The sequence below is a fragment of the Mangrovibacter yixingensis genome, assembly GCF_020523985.1.
Lineage (GTDB): Bacteria > Pseudomonadota > Gammaproteobacteria > Enterobacterales > Enterobacteriaceae > Mangrovibacter > Mangrovibacter yixingensis.
In genome coordinates, this window is the sequence record NZ_JAIVKM010000001.1 from 613,771 (window position 1) to 632,728 (window position 18,958).

Annotated in this window: 12 protein-coding genes; all 12 read left to right on the forward strand. The window is 52.0% G+C overall.

The window, feature by feature from the left end; all coding sequences use genetic code 11:
* Position 1: 1 nt before the first annotated feature.
* Positions 2 to 493 (forward strand): type VI secretion system effector Hcp, encoded by a 492-nt coding sequence (gene hcp, locus LC084_RS02925; RefSeq protein WP_226569203.1) that lies wholly within the window; start codon positions 2 to 4, stop codon positions 491 to 493.
* Positions 494 to 674: 181 nt separating this feature from the next.
* Positions 675 to 3,353: a type VI secretion system ATPase TssH gene (tssH, locus tag LC084_RS02930; protein WP_226569205.1), complete on the forward strand. Its 2,679-nt coding sequence runs from the start codon at positions 675 to 677 to the stop codon at positions 3,351 to 3,353.
* Complete coding sequence (locus tag LC084_RS02935) at positions 3,350 to 5,695, forward strand: type VI secretion system Vgr family protein (RefSeq protein ID WP_226569207.1); 2,346 nt, start codon at positions 3,350 to 3,352, stop codon at positions 5,693 to 5,695. The genes tssH and LC084_RS02935 overlap by 4 nt, the downstream gene beginning before the upstream one ends.
* A complete protein-coding gene (locus LC084_RS02940; RefSeq protein WP_226569209.1) occupies positions 5,695 to 6,624 on the forward strand; it encodes a hypothetical protein in 930 nt (309 codons plus the stop codon). The genes LC084_RS02935 and LC084_RS02940 overlap by 1 nt, the downstream gene beginning before the upstream one ends.
* Positions 6,596 to 9,802: a T6SS effector BTH_I2691 family protein gene (locus LC084_RS02945; protein ID WP_226569211.1), complete on the forward strand. Its 3,207-nt coding sequence runs from the start codon at positions 6,596 to 6,598 to the stop codon at positions 9,800 to 9,802. The genes LC084_RS02940 and LC084_RS02945 overlap by 29 nt, the downstream gene beginning before the upstream one ends.
* 23 nt (positions 9,803 to 9,825) lie before the next feature.
* A complete protein-coding gene (locus tag LC084_RS02950; protein WP_226569213.1) occupies positions 9,826 to 10,575 on the forward strand; it encodes a DUF6708 domain-containing protein in 750 nt (249 codons plus the stop codon).
* A gap of 55 nt (positions 10,576 to 10,630) precedes the next feature.
* Entirely contained in the window at positions 10,631 to 11,395 is a 765-nt protein-coding gene (locus tag LC084_RS02955) for a DUF6708 domain-containing protein (protein WP_226569215.1), read from the forward strand.
* Between the two features lie 55 nt (positions 11,396 to 11,450).
* Positions 11,451 to 12,206 carry a DUF6708 domain-containing protein gene (locus LC084_RS02960; RefSeq protein WP_226569217.1) on the forward strand — a complete coding sequence of 252 codons (756 nt, stop codon included), beginning with the start codon at positions 11,451 to 11,453 and terminating at the stop codon, positions 12,204 to 12,206.
* 114 nt (positions 12,207 to 12,320) lie between these two features.
* Positions 12,321 to 13,541, forward strand: a complete 1,221-nt coding sequence (locus LC084_RS02965) for a hypothetical protein (RefSeq protein ID WP_226569219.1) — start codon at positions 12,321 to 12,323, stop codon at positions 13,539 to 13,541.
* Positions 13,541 to 16,984, forward strand: a complete 3,444-nt coding sequence (locus LC084_RS02970; RefSeq protein WP_226569221.1) for an ImcF-related family protein — start codon at positions 13,541 to 13,543, stop codon at positions 16,982 to 16,984. The genes LC084_RS02965 and LC084_RS02970 overlap by 1 nt, the downstream gene beginning before the upstream one ends.
* The gene (gene tssA / locus LC084_RS02975; protein ID WP_226569223.1) at positions 16,981 to 18,576 is read left to right on the forward strand and encodes a type VI secretion system protein TssA; all 1,596 of its coding nucleotides are present in this window, start codon (positions 16,981 to 16,983) and stop codon (positions 18,574 to 18,576) included. Before LC084_RS02970 ends, tssA begins: the two co-directional genes overlap by 4 nt.
* A 58-nt stretch (positions 18,577 to 18,634) precedes the next feature.
* A complete protein-coding gene (locus LC084_RS02980; RefSeq protein WP_226571116.1) occupies positions 18,635 to 18,886 on the forward strand; it encodes a PAAR domain-containing protein in 252 nt (83 codons plus the stop codon).
* Positions 18,887 to 18,958 lie beyond the last annotated feature (72 nt).

Consider the following 18,958-nt stretch of genomic DNA (forward strand, 5'->3'; position numbering starts at 1 on the left):
AATGGCAATTCCTGTTTATCTTTGGCTGAAAGACGATGGCGGTGCTGATATCAAAGGTTCTGTTGATGTTCAGGACCGTGAAGGGAGTGTCGAAGTGGTGGCACAGGAGCACAACCTGTATATCCCGACTGATAACAACACCGGAAAACTAACCGGCACCCGTATCCACACGCCTTTTTTGTTCACCAAAGAAATTGATTCCGCCAGCCCGTACTTATACAAGGCTGTGACCACAGGGCAGACGCTGCAGTCAGCAGAGTTCAAGTGGTACAAAATCAATGATGCAGGCCAGGAAGTGGAGTACTTCAACACCAAACTTGAGAATGTGAAAGTGGTGAGGGTAAACCCGGTCATGCATGACATCAAAGACCCATCCTACGAGAAACACAATCACCTGGAGCGCATTGAACTGCGTTACGAAAAAATCACCTGGACTTATAAAGACGGCAACATCATTCATTCCGATTCATGGAATGAGCGCGCCACCGCATAAGTCGCCAACGCGGGCAGTTTCGGCTGCCCGCTTTTCTTTTTTGCTGAGCATCTGTTATGCGGGGGCTCAGCAAAAAATACTACAAACCCCAAACCAGACCGGATGCGCTAAGGCTCCTTATCACCAGGAAAAGCGATGGGCGGTAGCGTGCCTGAAGGTCTCTGACAGCGAGTAAAAGAATATGGAAAATTCCGCGATCCTGTTACGTCGTCTTAACCCGTACTGCGCCCGTGCTCTTGAAGGTGCGGCATCTTTATGTCAAACCCGGGCTCACGCAAAAATTCTACCTGAACACTGGCTACTCAAGTTACTTGAGCAGGGAGAAGGGGATTTGACGGTGCTGGGGAGACGTTATGAGTGGGATATGGATGCGCTGTGGCGGAGCCTGATGAACTGGCTGGATGCGTTACCCCTAAAGGTCCATAACCGACCACAACTTTCTGATGATCTTCTGGCTTTATTGCAGGAAGCCTGGTTGCGGGCTTCGTTGGCCGGGGAAGAACAGATTCGCAGTATTCATCTATTGATGGCTCTGGTTAACAAACCTCGTCTTGTCACCTGTGATGGCTTATGGCCACTGTTGACGCTGGCGCAAATCCAGCTAGAACGCCTGCGCCCACTTCTCAATACTCAATCTGATGAACGGCCAGAAGTACAGCATGATGCCAAACTGGCGCATCCACTTGCGGATAATGTCACCCTGGAAGGGCGCCCGGAAAGCCAACAAGAAAATACAGAAACATCGCACAACGCATTACAAAATACGTTGGATAAATTTACCGTTGATGTGACCGCCAAAGCCCGCAAAGGGGACATCGACCCGGTATTTGGGCGCGATACTGAAATTCGCCAGATGGTAGATATTCTTTCGAGGCGGCGCAAAAACAACCCCATTCTGGTTGGCGAGCCGGGTGTTGGAAAAACAGCGTTAGTGGAAGGGTTGGCTTTGCGTATCGCGCAAGGGAATGTTCCTGAATCCCTGAAACCTGTCACCCTGCGTACTCTGGACCTGGGGCTGTTACAGGCTGGTGCTGGTGTTAAAGGCGAATTTGAACAACGGCTGAAAAATATTATTGATGCCGTGCAGCAGTCAGATATTCCCGTTCTCCTGTTTATCGATGAAGCTCACACCATTATTGGTGCCGGGAACCAGGCGGGTGGGGCCGATGCAGCTAATCTGCTGAAACCTGCTTTGGCCCGCGGTGAACTGCGTACTATCGCAGCCACGACCTGGAGCGAATATAAACAATATTTTGAACGTGACGCCGCACTGGAACGCCGTTTCCAAATGGTGAAAGTTGATGAACCCGATGACGACACAGCCTGCCTGATGCTCAGAGGCCTTAAGCCACGTTATGCGCAACATCATGGTGTCCATATTACCGATGATGCTGTGCGTGCTGCAGTGATTCTGTCACGCCGCTACCTGACCGGGCGCCAGTTGCCAGATAAAGCGGTCGATTTGCTGGATACCGCCGCAGCCCGTGTTCGTATGAGCCTCGATACATTGCCGGAAGCTTTGACTGATCACCGTTCGCTCATTACCGCACTGGAAATGGAGCGCAAAGCACTTCAGGAAGATATTGATGCTGGTGGTGATGTGCCCAATGAGCGCATTACCGCCCTCGAACAAGAAGAAATTGGTCTGGTGGTGGCACTTGATGAACTGGAGGCTCAATACGGCAAAGAGCGGGCTTTGACCGAACAAATTCTGGGTTGCGCAGGCGATGCATCTGGCTCAGGGGAAAGAGCTTCCTTGCTTAAACAGTTGCGTGAAGTTCAGCAGGAACAGGCGCTGATCTACCCAGATGTTGAACCGCGCACCGTAGCAAATGTTATTGCAGACTGGACAGGGGTACCGCTCTCTTCGTTGATGAAAGACGAACAAACTGAGTTGCTAAGCCTGGAACATGAAATCGGCAAACGGGTAGTTGGCCAGGATGGCGCGTTGAATGCTATTGCCCAACGGTTGCGGGCCGCCAAAACTGGGTTGACACCAGAAAACGGCCCTCAGGGAGTCTTTCTGTTGGTTGGCCCGAGTGGAACCGGTAAGACAGAAACCGCACTGGCACTGTCCAACACGCTGTACGGTGGTGAAAAATCACTGATCACCATTAACTTATCGGAATACCAGGAGCCTCATACCGTATCCCAGCTAAAAGGCTCACCACCAGGCTATGTGGGGTACGGGCAAGGTGGCATTCTGACTGAAGCGGTGCGTAAACGCCCCTACAGCGTGGTGTTGCTGGATGAAGTTGAAAAGGCTCACAGGGATGTGATGAATCTGTTTTATCAGGTTTTTGACCGCGGCTTTATGCGCGATGGTGAAGGCCGCGAAATAGACTTCCGCAATACAGTGATATTGATGACATCTAATCTGGGTGGCGACTTGTTGATGCAAATGCAAGATGACCAACCTGAAGTCAAAGATGTGGATTTGCATGAACGACTGCGTCCTTTATTGCGTGATCATTTTCAGCCTGCGCTGTTGGCGCGTTTCCAAACAGTAATTTATCGCCCGTTGTCACCTGCTGCTATGCGCTCTATCGTCGAAATGAAACTGGCACAGGTGAGCCAGCGTTTGCAGCGACATTATGGGCTGAAAACACAAATAGAAAATAACCTGTATGACGCATTAACCTGCGCCTGCCTGTTACCCGATACCGGTGCGCGCAATATCGACAGCCTGCTTAACCAGCAAATTTTGCCAGTACTGAGCCAGCAACTGCTGGCTTACCTGGCGCAGAAACAGCTTCCACAGAGCCTGACTCTGGGTTGGCATGAAGCGGAAGGGATAACCCTGGTATTTGGCACGCATGCCGGTAATGGTGATACCCCTGACAATGGAGGTGTGGAATGAGCAGCAATCCGTCCCGGGTGCTATTCAGCCACAGCCACCATTTACTGACGATTAAAGGCTGCCAATCTGAGCCGGACGTGCTGGCTTTTGAAGGCCGTGAGGCGCTGAGTGAGCCATTTAGTTATCGTATTGAGTTTACCAGTACAGACCACGGCATCAGCAGGGAAAATATGCTGATGAAAGCAGGCTCACTGACGCTACAAGCGCCTGTAGACCAGGGCTACGGTATTAAAGTTCGCCAACCTGTCCGCACTATTCAAGGTGTGGTAACCGGGCTTGAACGCCTCAGCACTTCAAAAGATGAAACACATTATGCCGTGACGCTGCAACCGCGCCTGGCGCTACTCTGCCGTACACGCCATAACGCGATTTACCAGGATATGTCAGTTCCGCAAATTGTGGAAAAAATCCTGCGTGAACGCCATAAAATGCGTGGCCAGGACTTTCTTTTTTCACTGACCAAAACATACCCACGCCGTGAACAGGTAATGCAGTATAACGAGGACGACTTGCAGTTTATTACTCGTTTGCTCGGCGAAGTGGGGATTTGGTTTCGCTTCACTACTGACACGCGCCTGAACATTGATGTTGCGGAGTTCTACGATAGCCGACAAGGCTACGAAACCGGCCCTGTGCTGCCTTCTGTTCCGGTCTCCGGGCAGCTTGACCGGGGAGAAGAGTCCGTGTGGGGGCTGGAGAGCCGGTATCAGGTGGTTGAAAAAGCAGTTAGCTTGCGGGATTACAACTACCGGGAAGCCGCAGAGGACATGAATATCCGGGTGGACGTTGCCCGTGACGACCCCGGTACTTATGGTGAAGCGTACCACTATGCCGATAACTACCGCGCACCAGGTAGTGTTTATGAACACAACTCTCCACCTGAAAATGGGGTGTTTTACGCCCGAATGCGCCATGAACGCTATCTGAACGGGCAGGCAACGCTGTCTGGAATGTCTAGCTGCGCCACGCTGTGCCCTGGGCAGGTACTGAAGGTCACCGGCGGCCATGAGGTGACGGAAGACTTTACCCGCGGGGTGGCGATCACCACCATTACTTGCTATGCACGGCGCGACAAGAGCTTGCTGGTGTGTTTTGGCGCTATCCCAACTAACCCGGATTACAGTTTCCGCCCATCTCGGGGCTGCCGGCCAGTCATGGCCGGGACGTTACCCGCCAGAGTCACCAGCACAAAGAAAAACGACGCCTATGGGCATATTGATAAGTTCGGGCGTTATCGGGTCAACATGTTGTTCGACCGGGATGACTGGGAACTGGGTTCGGAAAGCATGTGGTTACGCCAGGTGCGGCCTTATGGTGGTGATACCTTCGGCCTGCACTTACCTTTACTGGCAGGAACCGAGGTGGCAATAGGGTTTGAAGATGGTAACCCCGACCGCCCTTATATTGCCGGTGTGCTGCATGACTCAACACATCCGGACCTGGTCACTATCCGTAATTATCGCCGCAATGTGTTACGCACTCCGGCGAACAATAAAATCCGCCTGGAGGATAACCGCGGCCGGGAGCATATCAAAATTTCCACTGAGTACGGTGGCAAAAGCCAGTTAAATCTGGGCCACCTGGTGGATAGTGAGAAGAAAAAACGCGGCGAGGGAATTGAGTTACGGACTGATCGCTGGGGGGCAATACGTGCACAGGCTGGGTTATTTATAACTGCTGACGCGCAGATTAAAGCTCAGGGAAATGTACTGGCAATGGATGCTGCCTTAGGTACTCTCAGACAGGCTCATGGGCTGGCGCAGTCATTAAGTGAAGCTGTGTCTGTTGCTCAGGCCGAGCTGGCACAACTCCGTGCGCAAAAGGATTTGCTCGAATCTTCATTAAAAGACCTGCAGATGTCCGCATTGCTGTTGAGTGCGCCAGACGGAATTGCACAAGTCTCGCCACAAAGCATTCAGATCAGTAGTGGGCAAAATTTCATTCAAACCTCCGGAGAAAATAGCGACTTCAGCGTATTTAAAAAATTCACGGTTGCTGCCGGAGAAATGGTCAGCCTGTTTGCTAAAACGTTGGGTATTAAAATATTCGCGAATCAAGGCAAAGTGGATATTCAGGCGCAGGGTGGGGAAATGTCCTTGACCTCGCTTAACGCGATGAATCTCACCAGTAAAGATGGCGAAATAACACTCCAGTCAAGTAATAAACTTACTCTGTCCAGCGGGAAGACTGCTTTGGTAATAGAGCCTTCAGGTATCACGTTAATGACACCCGGAGATCTGAATATTAAATGCACCAGTTGGCACAGGGAAATCGCGCAGAGTTATAGCCCATCGCCGGTGAGTGTACCGCCAACTGCAACCTGTGTGGAGAATAACCGCTGATGAATGCTCCGGACATGTCGCTGCTGGATAATCTCAATGCCCAGTCCGATGAGTATCGTTACCTGTTACTCGACCCCATCAAACCAGTGGCACCCTGGAGCCCGGTGAATGTGGATAATCTCTATCAAACAGCCGGACGTGAGGCTTTTTCTATTGTTCCCAGGCACGACCTTGCCTGGTCACCTGAACATTGCCCTCAGTTATTGTTACTGGCACCACCGCAGGCGTCCTGTGATGCCATGCTGGTTCAGGATAGTGAAATGTATTCACGCAATGAAGTGCTGCATGAGAAGCGCTATATCTGTGGGTGGTTAAGTTCACCGCTACCCCCGAAAGAAATGGCAAACTGGCTGGCTGAATTGTGTACAAGGCTAACAACTGACAGTGTTGTGCCTGTTTATGAACCATTCAGGCTTGAGTTGTTGAGTATGGTTGCTGAGCCTGCGTTGCTGGCATCGCTGCTCGCACCTGTTAACGCGTGGCACATAGCGTCTGTCACTGGAAGGTTAATCACATTACGGGGTGAGCAACAAAATAACGGTAGCCGCCTTAGCTGGCGAGCGGAACAGGTATTAAACAGTATTCACCCAATACGGCTTTTGTTGTCTGAGTGGGAAAAACAGTGCGCAGTGCTTTCAGAAAATGCGGTATCTCTGGCAACGGATGCATGGATAACTTCAGGGGAAAGCAAACTTCATCATTTTAGTGACCGTTTTTTTCTTGCGCTCAATAACCTGATTCTGGGCGTTGATATGACGCAACATCCCGCTATACAAGCACTGTTACAGCAAGTAGCTGATACCCCCAGCCTGTATTTCACCCAGGTGATAGAAAACATTGATGATTCAGTCTGGCAGGCCCTGCATCCTGCCGGGCCTTTAACGGAAAGGAGTTCCGGCGATGAATATCAAAGAACAGATTGCCCGTAATGCACTCGCAGCACGCCAGGCTGCGGCAGCGCCCTCTGGCTGTAAAGCCTGCAGCCGGCAGGGTGTGGCCATTTACCCGTTGCGGGTGGCGGCTGTGCCCGCTTTTCTGGTGCATCCTGCCTGGCGTCCGGCGGTGCCTGAACCGGCGGTTCCTCTGGCGGGTGGGGAATTCAAGTATGCCCTGCGCACCCTGCGTGGCGGGTACGTCTATGTGCTGCTGGACGGGGAAATCTGGCAGGGGTACCAGGTGACCCCGGAAGGGTACCTGCGCCAGTTTAATGTGGAAGAGATGCCGGCCAGCCCGGACATCCCGCCCCTGAATACCGCCTGCCGGAGACAGCACCATGACATCCTGGCCAGTTTTATCACCGTCGCACCCCATCACACGGATATTCGCATGGCATTCAGCAGCGACCCGTGGAGCATGGACGTCCTGGATGCCTGGCGCAGCAAAAACGGCCCGTCTGCGCGTTTTACCCAACTGACCCTGTCCGGGGGGCAGGTGAGCGCCACGCAGCCGCACCGGCACCGGGCGCTGGAGCCTTCCCTGGACACCCTGAAAGCACAGGTTGCTGAGTTTGCCGTGGAATCTTTCCCGTCGGTGGCCGGCCGTGGCGGCACCCCGGGCGGGGCGCACGGCTTTTATCCGCGCACGAACAGGGAAAAGCAGCGGGTGCTGGGGCTGCACCTTGCCCGTGCTGAGCAACAGTACGGTGCGCCGGTCAGTGCCGTGGTGCTGGATGACATTGTCGGGGTGGTACAGGAATTAAACCACAGCCGGCTGGACGTGACGGACGCGCTGGCGGCGTACACCGGGCAAAAGAAGGTGATTCACCAGTTGATGGTGTCGGAAAGCATTCTGGCACTCCGTGAAGGCACCCGGTTGCGGGTGCATAATGACCCGCAACTGAAAGGGTTTTCCACGCCGGGTTACCACGCCTCGTTCAGCCTGAGCCGGGAGGCGGAGGTGGCCCTCAGAACGCATGAAGCGTTAAGACGGATGGAGCGGTTTTATCATGAGCCTGCCCGGGCGGAGTTTGCCCGTGAATATGAAAGCATGGTGGGCAGCCATCGCCGGCGTATTGCAGCCATCTGGCAGGACCTGGCGCGGCTGCAGGGCTCTGCCGCCTGGCAGGGCATAATGCAGGACGACTATGCGCCGGAGCGTAGTGTGCTCAGCTGGTCGTTTCTGTTGCGCACACTGGCCAGTTGCCTGCATGGCGGGCCGCATAAAGACGTGCCGGAAGAGCGGGCCGGGCCAGCGGAAGGCCACGCGGATTTTTCCGGCTGGCGCGCCTGGCTGGAGAACCCGGCCAGCCCGCTGTTTGTGGCCATGCTGGGGGGGCAGAAAGTGTCTGCCGGGGTGTTCGGCGGGCTGTTTTCGTATGCCGACCTGAAATCAGCCCTCACCAGCAGCGAAGTCAGCCAGTTTGTGAACAGTGAGGTGTACCAGCGCCAGGCGGCGAGCCTGGTCACGGCGGTGAGCGGGGCGTTTGCTCACCTGCGCCATACCCTGCCTGAGAGGGTCAGAAACGGGGTGGAGCGGGTGGTGATGGCGGTGGGCAGTGCCACCACCGGTGGCCCGGGTGTGGGGGTCTTTACCGGGGAGATGACGGTGCGGGACTTCCAGTCACAGGTCCGCCGCCAGTTAACCGCCCACGGGCGGCCTTTATGGACCACCCGCACGGCCCCGGACGGGCAGCTTACCCGCACTACCAGTGCCCGGCACCCACCACAGATAACGGATGCGGAGATACTGAACCGCAGAATCAGGGTGCGGCTGGCACTGCCGCTGAACAGCCCGGAGCTGCTGGCCGGGGTAACGGGGATGACCCCGGAGGCGATGAGCAGTGCGCTGAAAAACGGGGATATCGCCCTCAGTGATGCAGAGATAAAACGCGTGGCCCGGGCGCAGGCCCGGATTTCTCCGCACCTGCAGAGCGGGGTGCTGGGTCTGGTGCTGGCCGGGGTGATGGTCAGCACCACTGCCGATAATCTGGCAGCCCTGAAAAGTGCGATGCCCGGCGACACCCAGGCAGAAATGGCGCTGGCATCCGGTGTGCTGATACTGATGGCGTCAGCCGTGGAAATTGTGGGGCAGAGTGCGGCGGTACTGAACCTGTTTAACAAGGGAGAGGCGTTACTTAAAGTTGCTGGTATGACTGCCGGGCTGGCGGTGATTATTCAGGGGATTGCACTGGGATTACGAGCCCGGGAGTTAAAGGAGAATAGCGATGTAATGGCATTCTATCTTTATGGTGCAGCAGCAGTATCCACATTTATAGCAGGTTTTATTGGTCTATATTTCAGTAAAATCGGTCATTTCGCTCTGCTTGGCCCGGTAGGCTGGTGTATTGCCCTGGGTATTCTGGCCGCCACCCTGGTGGCGCTGGGCAATCGCTATATCCGCTCTCCGCTGGAGCGCTGGCTGAGCCACTGCTGCTTTGGTAACCGTAACAGGTGCGATGAACGCGAACCGGTCTGGCACCCGCAAAGCCTGGAAGACCTGCAGGAGTGCCTGGACGCGCTGGCGATTATAACCAGCGGGGTGTCGGTGCAACTGCGTTATGACCGGCTGGCCGCGCTGAGCAAAGCGGCTCCATTACCGGGCACCCGTCTGCTGGCGGCCCGGGTCATTCTGGCAGACTGCCACCCGGAAAACTCCGCCTGGCGGGTGGAACTGGCGGGTATCACCCACGGGGGAATACGCCAGGTACTGGCATGCAGTGCCTCCGCAGACCAGCAGGGTAACCTGCCACCACTACAGCCACAGACCTATGAAGCCCTGCGGGTACAGTATTCCCGCGCGTATGTCATGGCGCCGAATCCCCAACCGGTCAGGCAGGTCACTGCCGCCACCACGCTGGCAGAAACCTGGTTTACCCGGGAACAGGCACCGGAGCCGGGCCGGCAGGATGACACCGGAAGGGCCAGGGCAGAACAACCGGTTCAGGGCCCGGCATCAGACGGCACCTGCCCGCAAGACAATGCCACGACAGCGGGCTCACAGCCGGAAAAAAACGGTGAGCAGAAAAAGCCGGAGCCCCACGGGTTGCAACTGGACGGCACCTTTCCCCTTAACACCACCCGTTTTAAGCGTGCGGAACTGTCGGTGGTCTGGTGGCCGGATAAATCACTGCCGGACGAATACCTGCAACTGGCCACCCATATAGACTGATGCGCTAACAAGGATGAATAACCATGTCTTTTATGCAGTTTGATTACCCCAAACCCCGTTTGCACCCCAAACACAACAACTGGCGTGAAGACCTGCTGGAAAACCATGAGCCACAACTGGTGCCGCCGCAACTGCGCTGGCTGACGGAGCGGAATGATATTTACCTGGAAGTGCCCCGTTACCGGATTGAGGTGATGTGGGGAGCCTGGATTGTCCTTGCTATTTTATTTTTTGCATGTTCAATTTTTTTTAGTTGTTTTGGTTTGATTATGGGTGATGGGGTAGCTCTGTGTTTTGGGCTACTTGGTGCATTGATTCCTTTTTCTTCGGGGCTCTGGGTGTTAAAAGTATATTTTGTTGAACCTCGCAGCCTTCCAATACGCCTGAACCGCAAGCGGCAAAAACTCTATGTCTATAACTATAAACAGCCCTGGCAGCTCTGGCGGAAAGCCATAATCCGTATCAGTGTGTATAACTGGGCAGATATCCACGGAGAAGTCCATTTTGAAAGCACCCCGGGTATCAGTGGCTACCACCTGTATGGGGCGTTGTGTGAACCCGGCACCCACCAGGTGGTGGAGCGATTTGTACTGGCGAAAGAGTGGGGGGAGCGGGAGCAGCTGAACCAAATCTGGAGTTACCTGTGTATGTATATGCAGCACGACGATGAACTGCCACCGCCACGCAATGCCGGAACCGCGGACTTCTGGCAACCCCGCAAGGCCGATGCCTGGCCGGAAGCCATGGAGCGGGAATCCACCAGCACACCGTAGACACACCGGCAACGGCCACCCATATGGACTGATACGCTAACAAGGATGAATAACCATGTCTTTTATGCAGTTTGATTACCCCACACCCCGTTTGCACCCCAAACACAATAACTGGTGTGAAGACCTGCCGGAAAACCATGAGCCCCAATTGGTGCCACCACAACTGCGCTGGCTGACGGAGCGGAATGATATTTACCTGGAAGTGCCCCGTTACCGGATTGAGGTGATGTGGGGGGGAATGCTTTGTGCTGCCCTGTTCCCACTTGGTGGGGCTTTACTGATGATAATCATACTAATAATTCAGTATGGGTGGGGGAGTTATGATTATGTCGCTATGTTATTAGGCAGTTGCGGAACTACTGTATTGTTATCGTTGTTCCTCCACGGATTGAAAACTACTTTCATAGAGCCTCGCAGCCAGCCAATACGCCTGAACCGCAAGCGGCAAAAACTCTATGTGTATAACTATAAACAGCCCTGGCAGCCCTGGCGGAAGGCCATAACCCGTATCAGTGTGTATAACTGGGCAGATATCCACGGAGAAGTCCATTTTGAAAGCACCCCGGGTATCCGTGGCTACCACCTGTATGGGGCGTTGTGTGAACCCGGCACCCACCAGGTGGTGGAGCGATTTGTGCTGGCGAAAGAGTGGGGGGAGCGGGAGCAACTGAACCAAATCTGGAGTTACCTGTGCATGTACATGCAGCACGACGATGAACTGCCACCGCCACGCAATGCCGGAACCGCGGACTTCTGGCAACCCCGTAAGGCCGATGCCTGGCCGGAAGCCATGGAGCGGGAATCCACCAGCACACCGTAGACACACCGGCAACGGCCACCCATATGGACTGATACGCTAACAAGGATGAATAACCATGTCTTTTATACAGTTTGATTACCCCACACCCCGTTTGCACCCCAAACACAATAACTGGTGTGAAGACCTGCCGGAAAACCATGAGCCCCAGCTGGTGCCGCCACAACTGCGCTGGCTGACAGAGCGGAATGATATTTACCTGGAAGTGCCCCGTTACCGGATTGAGGTGATGTGGGGAGGGGTACTTGGTTGGGGAATATTTACCATTGCATATATATTCTTTTTAAATGTATTCGTTTTTAGTGTGGGTATATATGTATTTACTTTGATGACGTTATTAGCTTCTGTCTTCAAGTTTGTAATCGCCTACTTTTGTTTTAAAACCTATTTTATCGAACCTCGCAGTCTTCCAATACGCCTGAACCGCAAGCGGCAAAAACTCTATGTGTATAACTATAAACAGCCCTGGCAGCCCTGGCGGAAAGCCATAATCCGTATCAGTGTGTATAACTGGGCAGATATCCACGGAGAAGTCCATTTTGAAAGCACCCCGGGTATCCGCGGTTACCACCTGTATGGGGCGTTGTGTGAACCCGGCACCCACCAGGTGGTGGAGCGATTTGTGCTGGCGAAAGAGTGGGGGGAGCGGGAGCAACTGAACCAAATCTGGAGTTACCTGTGCATGTACATGCAGCACGATGATGAACTGCCACCGCCGCGCAATGCCGGAACCGCAGACTTCTGGCAACCCCGCAAGGCCGATGTCTGGCCGGAAGCCATGGAGCGGGAATCCACCACGATATCACAGGTGTAGTTCACATCTATGTGTGATATGCATCATTTTATATGGTGTTCGCTATATGTGAATTTTTTCTTTAAATACACCACTCAGTCGAGTGTTTTTGTTTACTTAATTTAAGATGAAACTATGCCTGTTGATTTGAAAAAGATACCTGGTGTGAGCCTTCGGCCAAAAATAATGGGGATTAATCGATGGCTTATTTTATTTTCTTTTTTGGTGATTTTGTATATTTTTATTTTATATTTTTTTACGAATATTACGGGTGGTTTTTATTTTATTTTAGTACCTGTGTTTTTTGTTTTTTCTGGTTTTTATTGCGTATGTTTTGTCTGCTCATTAAAACATGTGTCTGCTAATGCATGGGACAAGCAGAGAGAGGAGGTTATTCTCCAGGAGGTTCGTCGGGGGCGCAGATCATTACAAATCCTGGCAGCTGAGTGTTGTACTGCTCATTCACTTATTGATACACCATTTACACCAGTGACTAGTAATCTTTTGAACAATGATAATGTGCTTTTTTCTCAGCAGTCATGGTTGGCAGAGGATAATGTTCACCTAAGCCAGTTAGATAGAATGGCGGGAAAAAATGAGGAGTGTAATGTTAGGATGCTATTTTTTGAACTGGCTAAAAAAATAGCAGAGCCGCTCTCTCAGTTGCCTGTAAATAATCCTGTTATGTTGTTGTTTGAAACATCATCATCAATATCAAATGATAAACTTAATAACTTATGGTTACAGGCATGGCAGACAGTGGGTATACAGCAATCTTATATACATATTAATGGTTCTGGCCTTGGGGTTATTGATGACTGGCTTGATAATAATATTCGTAGCAATGCAGTTTTGTTAATTATTGGATTACAATACGTGCCTGAGCATACTGCAATGTCTGCTGAAGTGATCAGTTGTATATTATTAGGTAATAGACTTACTCAACACATAATTCCTCCACTGGCTTTTATCCACAGACCTGAATCTGTAGAAAAACACACAAATCACCTTCATGATGCAATTACCCAGGCATTAGATTGGGTGCCTGTGAGTATGGATAAACCAAAACATATTTGGGTTAGTGGTATTTTGGGGGGAACCCATGAGTATAATGTATTAATGCAATCTCTTGAAAATGGACTTTTAACAGGGGTTAACCGGCAGACCGGTATTCACAATTTTGGTGATTTTATTGGAGACCCAGATAAAGCTGGCATGAGTCTGGCTATCGCTGCAGCAACGCAATCGGTGAATAAAAAATCTGAGTATCATCTTTTAATTATACGGGAAAAGGGTTCAGCCAATATTTGGGGTGTGGCTATATCTCCATGCTTTATTGCTAAGGACGGTACGTAATGAAAAAAATAAAAAAGTGGCTAAAAGAAAATGACAGAGCTTATTGGCTTCTGGTCATCAGTGTCTTGCTCGCATTATGTCTTCTCTATTATGTTGTTCATTTTTACCCGGGCTGGTTAGGGATTGTACGTGATACACCTTTGTGGAATAAATGGGAAGCTTATGCCAGAAATAGTGCTATTTTATTTTCCATTGCCAGTTTTTCTCTGTTTGTATTTTTTCATGAAAGAGGAAGAAATAAATTTGAGGCTAAGATAAATAGTATAACAGGAGATGATATAGCAATAGCCAGTAACGAAGGGTCAGCAGAGACTTCATGTGCTATAAATGTCGAAATTTGTGATTATCTACGAAATCGCTCCGGGCCATTCTGGCACCGCAAAGTCCGCCTGCTACTGATTACCGGTGATGACAGTGCTGTCAGTCGCCTGGTTCCTGGTCTTAAGGAAAACCAGTGGCTGGAATGCAACGGCACAGTGCTGATATACGGCGGTAACCTGGATAGCCTGCCTGATACTGAAACGTTTGATGCCCTGCGTAAACTGCGCCGCAGCCGCCCGTTGGACGCTATTATTCGGGTACTGGACACCGACCAGGCTCTAACGCCCCAGCGCAGCGACACAGACCTGCGTAGCCTGGAAAAGATCAGTGAAATCCTGCGTTATTCTCCCCCTGTCTGGCTGTGGCAACTGTGTGCCAGTGCATGGCCGCAAGAGGGCAGAGAACCACAGGCTGTGGGCGTAACCCTGCCACGCAATGCAATGCCGGATGACGTGAAAGCACAGCTAAATGCGCTGTTGCCACAGTTACGCCAGCAAGGGGTGGCGCAGGTGGGAAGTAACTGGTCATATGATTTCTTGCTGCGTCTTGCATGGCAACTGGGGCAAGGGGGTAGCGAGCAATGGAAGGCTCAATTGCTCCCTTGGCTGCAAGGTGCATCATCGCGCATTTCACTAAGAGGGGTGATGTTCAGCCTGCCTGAGCCTGTGGAAAAAAATAATGGTAAGAAGAACCTTCCATTGCATCCTCATGCGCTGGTGTTGTCACCAACCTGGCAGGGGGTACTGAATGGTTGTGCGCGGGTACGTGGTTTCCGAGTGGGCCGCCCATGGGAGCCGGTACTTGCGTGGAGCCTGGCGGCTCTGTGCGCTGTCTGGTTCACCGGCCTGTTGATTTCAGCAACGGTTAATTACCGCCATATTTCCAGTGTCGCGGCTCGGGCTCACTCTTTGAATGCAAATCCGCCAGTCTCTGATGAACAACTCACTGCTCTGCACGCCCTGCGTAACGAAGCCGGGCGCTTGCAATACCACATCCAGCGGCGCGCGCCCTTGTACTGGCGTTTTGGTCTGGATCATAGCCAGCCTTTACTGGATGCGTTACTGCCTTATTACGGCAGGGCGAATAACCACCTAATACGTGACTCGGCCAGCCAGGTGCTGGCACAGGCATTACGTACACTGGTGAATACCCCGCCAGATAGTAGCCAGCGAGCAGAACTGGCTAAATCAGGTTATGACCAACTAAAAGCCTGGCTGATGATGTCCCAGCCAGAACGGGTGGATGCAACTCTTTATGTCGAAGTAATGAAAAGCGTGCAGCCAACATTGCCCGGTGTGTCTTCTGGGTTATGGCAGGTACTGGCACCGGATTTATGGGAATTTTGGCTAACTTTGTTGCCATCTCAGCCCGGTTGGGCCATTACGCCGGACAATGCCTTGGTAACCTGGAGCCGCCAGGTGTTGTTACAGCAAGTGGGCCAGCGCAATGCGGAAAGTACACTCTATAACGACATTTTGCTGGCCGTGCGGCGTAATGTGGCCGATGTCACACTGGAAGACATGACAAACGGCACAGAAGTAGGGCGATTATTCTCAACCCGGGAAGTGGTTCCGGGAATGTTTACCCGCCAGGCTTGGGAAAATAGTGTTGCCCAGGCCATTGACCGGGCAGCAAATGCACGGCGAGAAGAAATTGACTGGGTCCTGAGTGATGGGCGGAACAGTGTGTCGGAAGACATTACGGCTGAAGCGCTGAAAACCCGGCTGACACAGCGGTATTTTACTGATTTCGCTGGGGCCTGGCTGAATTTTCTCAACAGCCTTCAACTGACCCCAGCAAACACAATTGCCGATGTTACCGACCAACTGACACTGATAAGTGATGTGCGCCAGTCTCCGGTTATTGCTCTGATGAATACACTTGCCTGGCAGGGGCAAACAGGCCGACAGGGGGAAGGATTGTCAGGCATTCTTTTACGCCCGGTTAAGAATCTGACTGGCGGCCAGCGGCCTGTTATTGACCAACTTGCCGCTGAACCGCAAGGGCCTCTGGATGATACTTTTGCTCCCCTGTTGGCGCTGGCAGGTATTTCTGGTGGTTCCAGTGTGATAACGGCAGACAGCAGTTTAAGCCTGCAAACATGGCTAACGCGTATTACACGAGTGCGCCTGCGCCTGCAACAAGTGGCTGCAGCGCCAGACCCACAGGAAATGATGCAGTCCCTGGCTCAAACTGTGTTTCAGGGAAAAAGTGTGGATCTGACAGATACGCGCCAGTATGGCAGCCTGATGGCCGCGAGCCTTGGGGAAGAGTGGAGCGGTTTTGGCCGCACGGTATTTGTGGAGCCTCTGACTCGGGCATGGGAATCGGTTTTGCACCCGTCAGCCATAAGCCTGAATGGCCACTGGAAACGCTCTGTGGTGGCCGACTGGCAGACAGCTTTTGGTGGGCGTTACCCAATGGCCGACAGCAAAAGTGAGGTATCACTGCCAATGCTGGCGGAATTTATTCGTGCTGATAATGGGCGGATTGACCGTTTCTTGTCCACACAACTGGGGGGTGTCTTGCATAAGGAGGGCAGCCGGTGGGTGCCAGATAGTGCTAACAGCCAGGGGCTGACATTCAACCCAGACTTTCTGGATGCGGTAAACCAACTGAGCCAGTTAGCCGCGATTCTGTTTACCGATGGCCAGCAAGGTATTCGCTTTGAACTACAAGCGCGCCCGTCACCAGAAGTGGTGGAAACTCGCCTGAACATTGATGGGCAACAACTGCACTATTTTAACCAAATGGCCGACTGGCATACTTTCCGCTGGCCGGGGGAAACATACCAACCCGGGCTGATGCTGACATGGGCATCAACCCGGGCCGGTACTCGTCTGTTTGGTGATTATACCGGCACTTGGGGGCTGGTTCGTTGGCTGGAACAGGGAACCAGTAAGCCTCTTAGCCGCAGTGAGTGGATGATGAGTTTCACAGCGCCGGATGGCCGGAAGCTGGAGTGGGTATTACGTTCACAACTGGGAAAAGGGCCATTAGCTCTATTGTCATTGCGTGGTTTTCGGCTGCCAGAACAGATATTTACCGTGGGGAAATATACTTCCGGGCAATATTCACCTCAAGACAGCACCATAGTATTACAACAAGGAATTGAAGAATGAGTGCCCTCCAGAATCTTATTTCCGCCTGTGAAACAGATGAAAATACTCTACGAGCGAAAACCCTGGCACATATTGTTAACTGGGAACGTTGGCTTAAACCTCTCAGCGATAACGAACCCACAGGGGGAGACTCTGGTTACGACGATGATTTCCAGATGGTGCGGAATGAAGTTAACAAGCTTACAGGCATAGATACCACCCTGATTTGCCAACTGGCTGAAAAGCTACTTACCAATACCAGTAAAGATCTGAGAGTGATCACGTTTTATGTCTGGGCTCGCTTACACCAGGATGGTGAAAGCGGGTTTGCAGAAGGGCTTGAATTGCTGGCCGGTATGCTTGAACGGTATGGCTCCCGTTTACACCCTTTACGAGAACGCACCAGAAAATCTGCGCTCGAATGGTTAACCAGCCGCAAGATTATGGACAGCCTTTTGCTGTACCCCGAAGTGGATATGGCTGTAATGCCACGCATTACCGGGGCATTACTGTTGGTGGAACAGGCTATTCAACAGTTAGATGAGCCATCCCGACCGGTATTGGCACCTCTCTACCAGGGGTTAAACCAGCGCCTGGAACAAAGTGGAGGGGCTAATAGCCTTGTGCCACAAAATAGCCGTGAAGAGGGGAGTTCACCACCCGTAACACGCTCTTCAGCGCCATCAATTTCCTCGGTATCTTCTGGAAGGGATCTTCTTGATCAAGCTAAAGTGCTGGTCGCCTACTTACGTGAGCAACCTGGTGGCTGGCTTGCAGGGCATCACCTGATAAAAAGTGTGCGTTGGGATACGCTGGCAACCTTACCTCCACTGGACTCAGCAGGCCGTACACGTCTGGTACCACCAAAACCAGATAACCGGGCACACTTGAAGCGCTTGTATCTGCAGCAAAGCTGGAGTGAATTACTTGAGCGTGCAGATAATTTGCTGGGGCAGGGGGTTAATCACCTGTGGCTTGATGTGCAGTGGTATATCTGGCAAGCCTTGCTCAAAATAGATGACGACACTGTTCGTGCCGATATTATTTGCCGCGACCTGCAGGGGTTGCTTTCCCGGCTTCCTGGGTTAGAAACCCTGGCATTTGACGACGGTACCCCTTTTGCCGACGAAGTCACATTGAACTGGATTAATGCCAATGTGCTGGATGATGGTAATAGCTGGAAAGAAGAACCGGTTAATGCACCAGACTTATCCGGCGATGCAGTACTGGCTCTTGAGGCAGAAGTGATACAGCTCGCAGACACCGAAGGCGTTGAAACGGCATTAAACTGGTTGCAATGCCGCCCTGGCTTTTCTTCTGCTAAGGACCGGTGGATGGTTCGCCTGCTAATGGCAAGAGTAGCTGAACAGTACAATAAAAATGAGCTGGCATTACATTTGTTAAGTGACCTGGACAACCGCGCCAGTGCTCTCACTCTGGATCACTGGATACCCGAACTTATGTTTGAAGTTAAAGCCCGCTGGGTAAGGTTACTCAGAGCAAAAGCTGGGCGTAATGACGTCGATAAATTGCGCCTTCAGGCTGATATGGACGCCCTGTTATCCGGGTTGATTGCACTGGATCCTGCTCGTGCTGCAGTATTATGCAATTGAATAATCAGATGAGTAATTAAAGGAGAGACTCGTTATGGCTAAAGGTCATTATCTGGTAATGGGAGATATAACAACCTGCGGTGGGAAAATTATAGGAGGCGCAACGGACCACAAGTTGTTTGGTATGCCGGTTGCGTGTGAGGGAGATAAAGTCTCTTGTGGTCGCTCTCCTTTTATTTACGTAATTCAGGGAGGAGTAATAAATGATACTCTCCATGGGCGTAAGCTTGCCGGTACCATTGAGAGTGTAAGTTCCTGCCCTTGTAAAGCCCGATTTATCCCTTCTGTGGTACAAGATACTTATGAGTAAATTAGCTGGGTGTTATTATATAATTGATTTAGTTGCTGCGTGATTTATAAATAAAAATTAATCTCAATATTT

Coding starts and splice junctions, on each gene's coding strand:
- hcp (WP_226569203.1), top strand. CDS start 2: ATGGCAATTCCTGTTTATCTTTGGCTGAAAGACGATGGCGGTGCTGAT.
- tssH (WP_226569205.1), top strand. CDS start 675: ATGGAAAATTCCGCGATCCTGTTACGTCGTCTTAACCCGTACTGCGCC.
- LC084_RS02935 (WP_226569207.1), top strand. CDS start 3,350: ATGAGCAGCAATCCGTCCCGGGTGCTATTCAGCCACAGCCACCATTTA.
- LC084_RS02940 (WP_226569209.1), top strand. CDS start 5,695: ATGAATGCTCCGGACATGTCGCTGCTGGATAATCTCAATGCCCAGTCC.
- LC084_RS02945 (WP_226569211.1), top strand. CDS start 6,596: ATGAATATCAAAGAACAGATTGCCCGTAATGCACTCGCAGCACGCCAG.
- LC084_RS02950 (WP_226569213.1), top strand. CDS start 9,826: ATGTCTTTTATGCAGTTTGATTACCCCAAACCCCGTTTGCACCCCAAA.
- LC084_RS02955 (WP_226569215.1), top strand. CDS start 10,631: ATGTCTTTTATGCAGTTTGATTACCCCACACCCCGTTTGCACCCCAAA.
- LC084_RS02960 (WP_226569217.1), top strand. CDS start 11,451: ATGTCTTTTATACAGTTTGATTACCCCACACCCCGTTTGCACCCCAAA.
- LC084_RS02965 (WP_226569219.1), top strand. CDS start 12,321: ATGCCTGTTGATTTGAAAAAGATACCTGGTGTGAGCCTTCGGCCAAAA.
- LC084_RS02970 (WP_226569221.1), top strand. CDS start 13,541: ATGAAAAAAATAAAAAAGTGGCTAAAAGAAAATGACAGAGCTTATTGG.
- tssA (WP_226569223.1), top strand. CDS start 16,981: ATGAGTGCCCTCCAGAATCTTATTTCCGCCTGTGAAACAGATGAAAAT.
- LC084_RS02980 (WP_226571116.1), top strand. CDS start 18,635: ATGGGAGATATAACAACCTGCGGTGGGAAAATTATAGGAGGCGCAACG.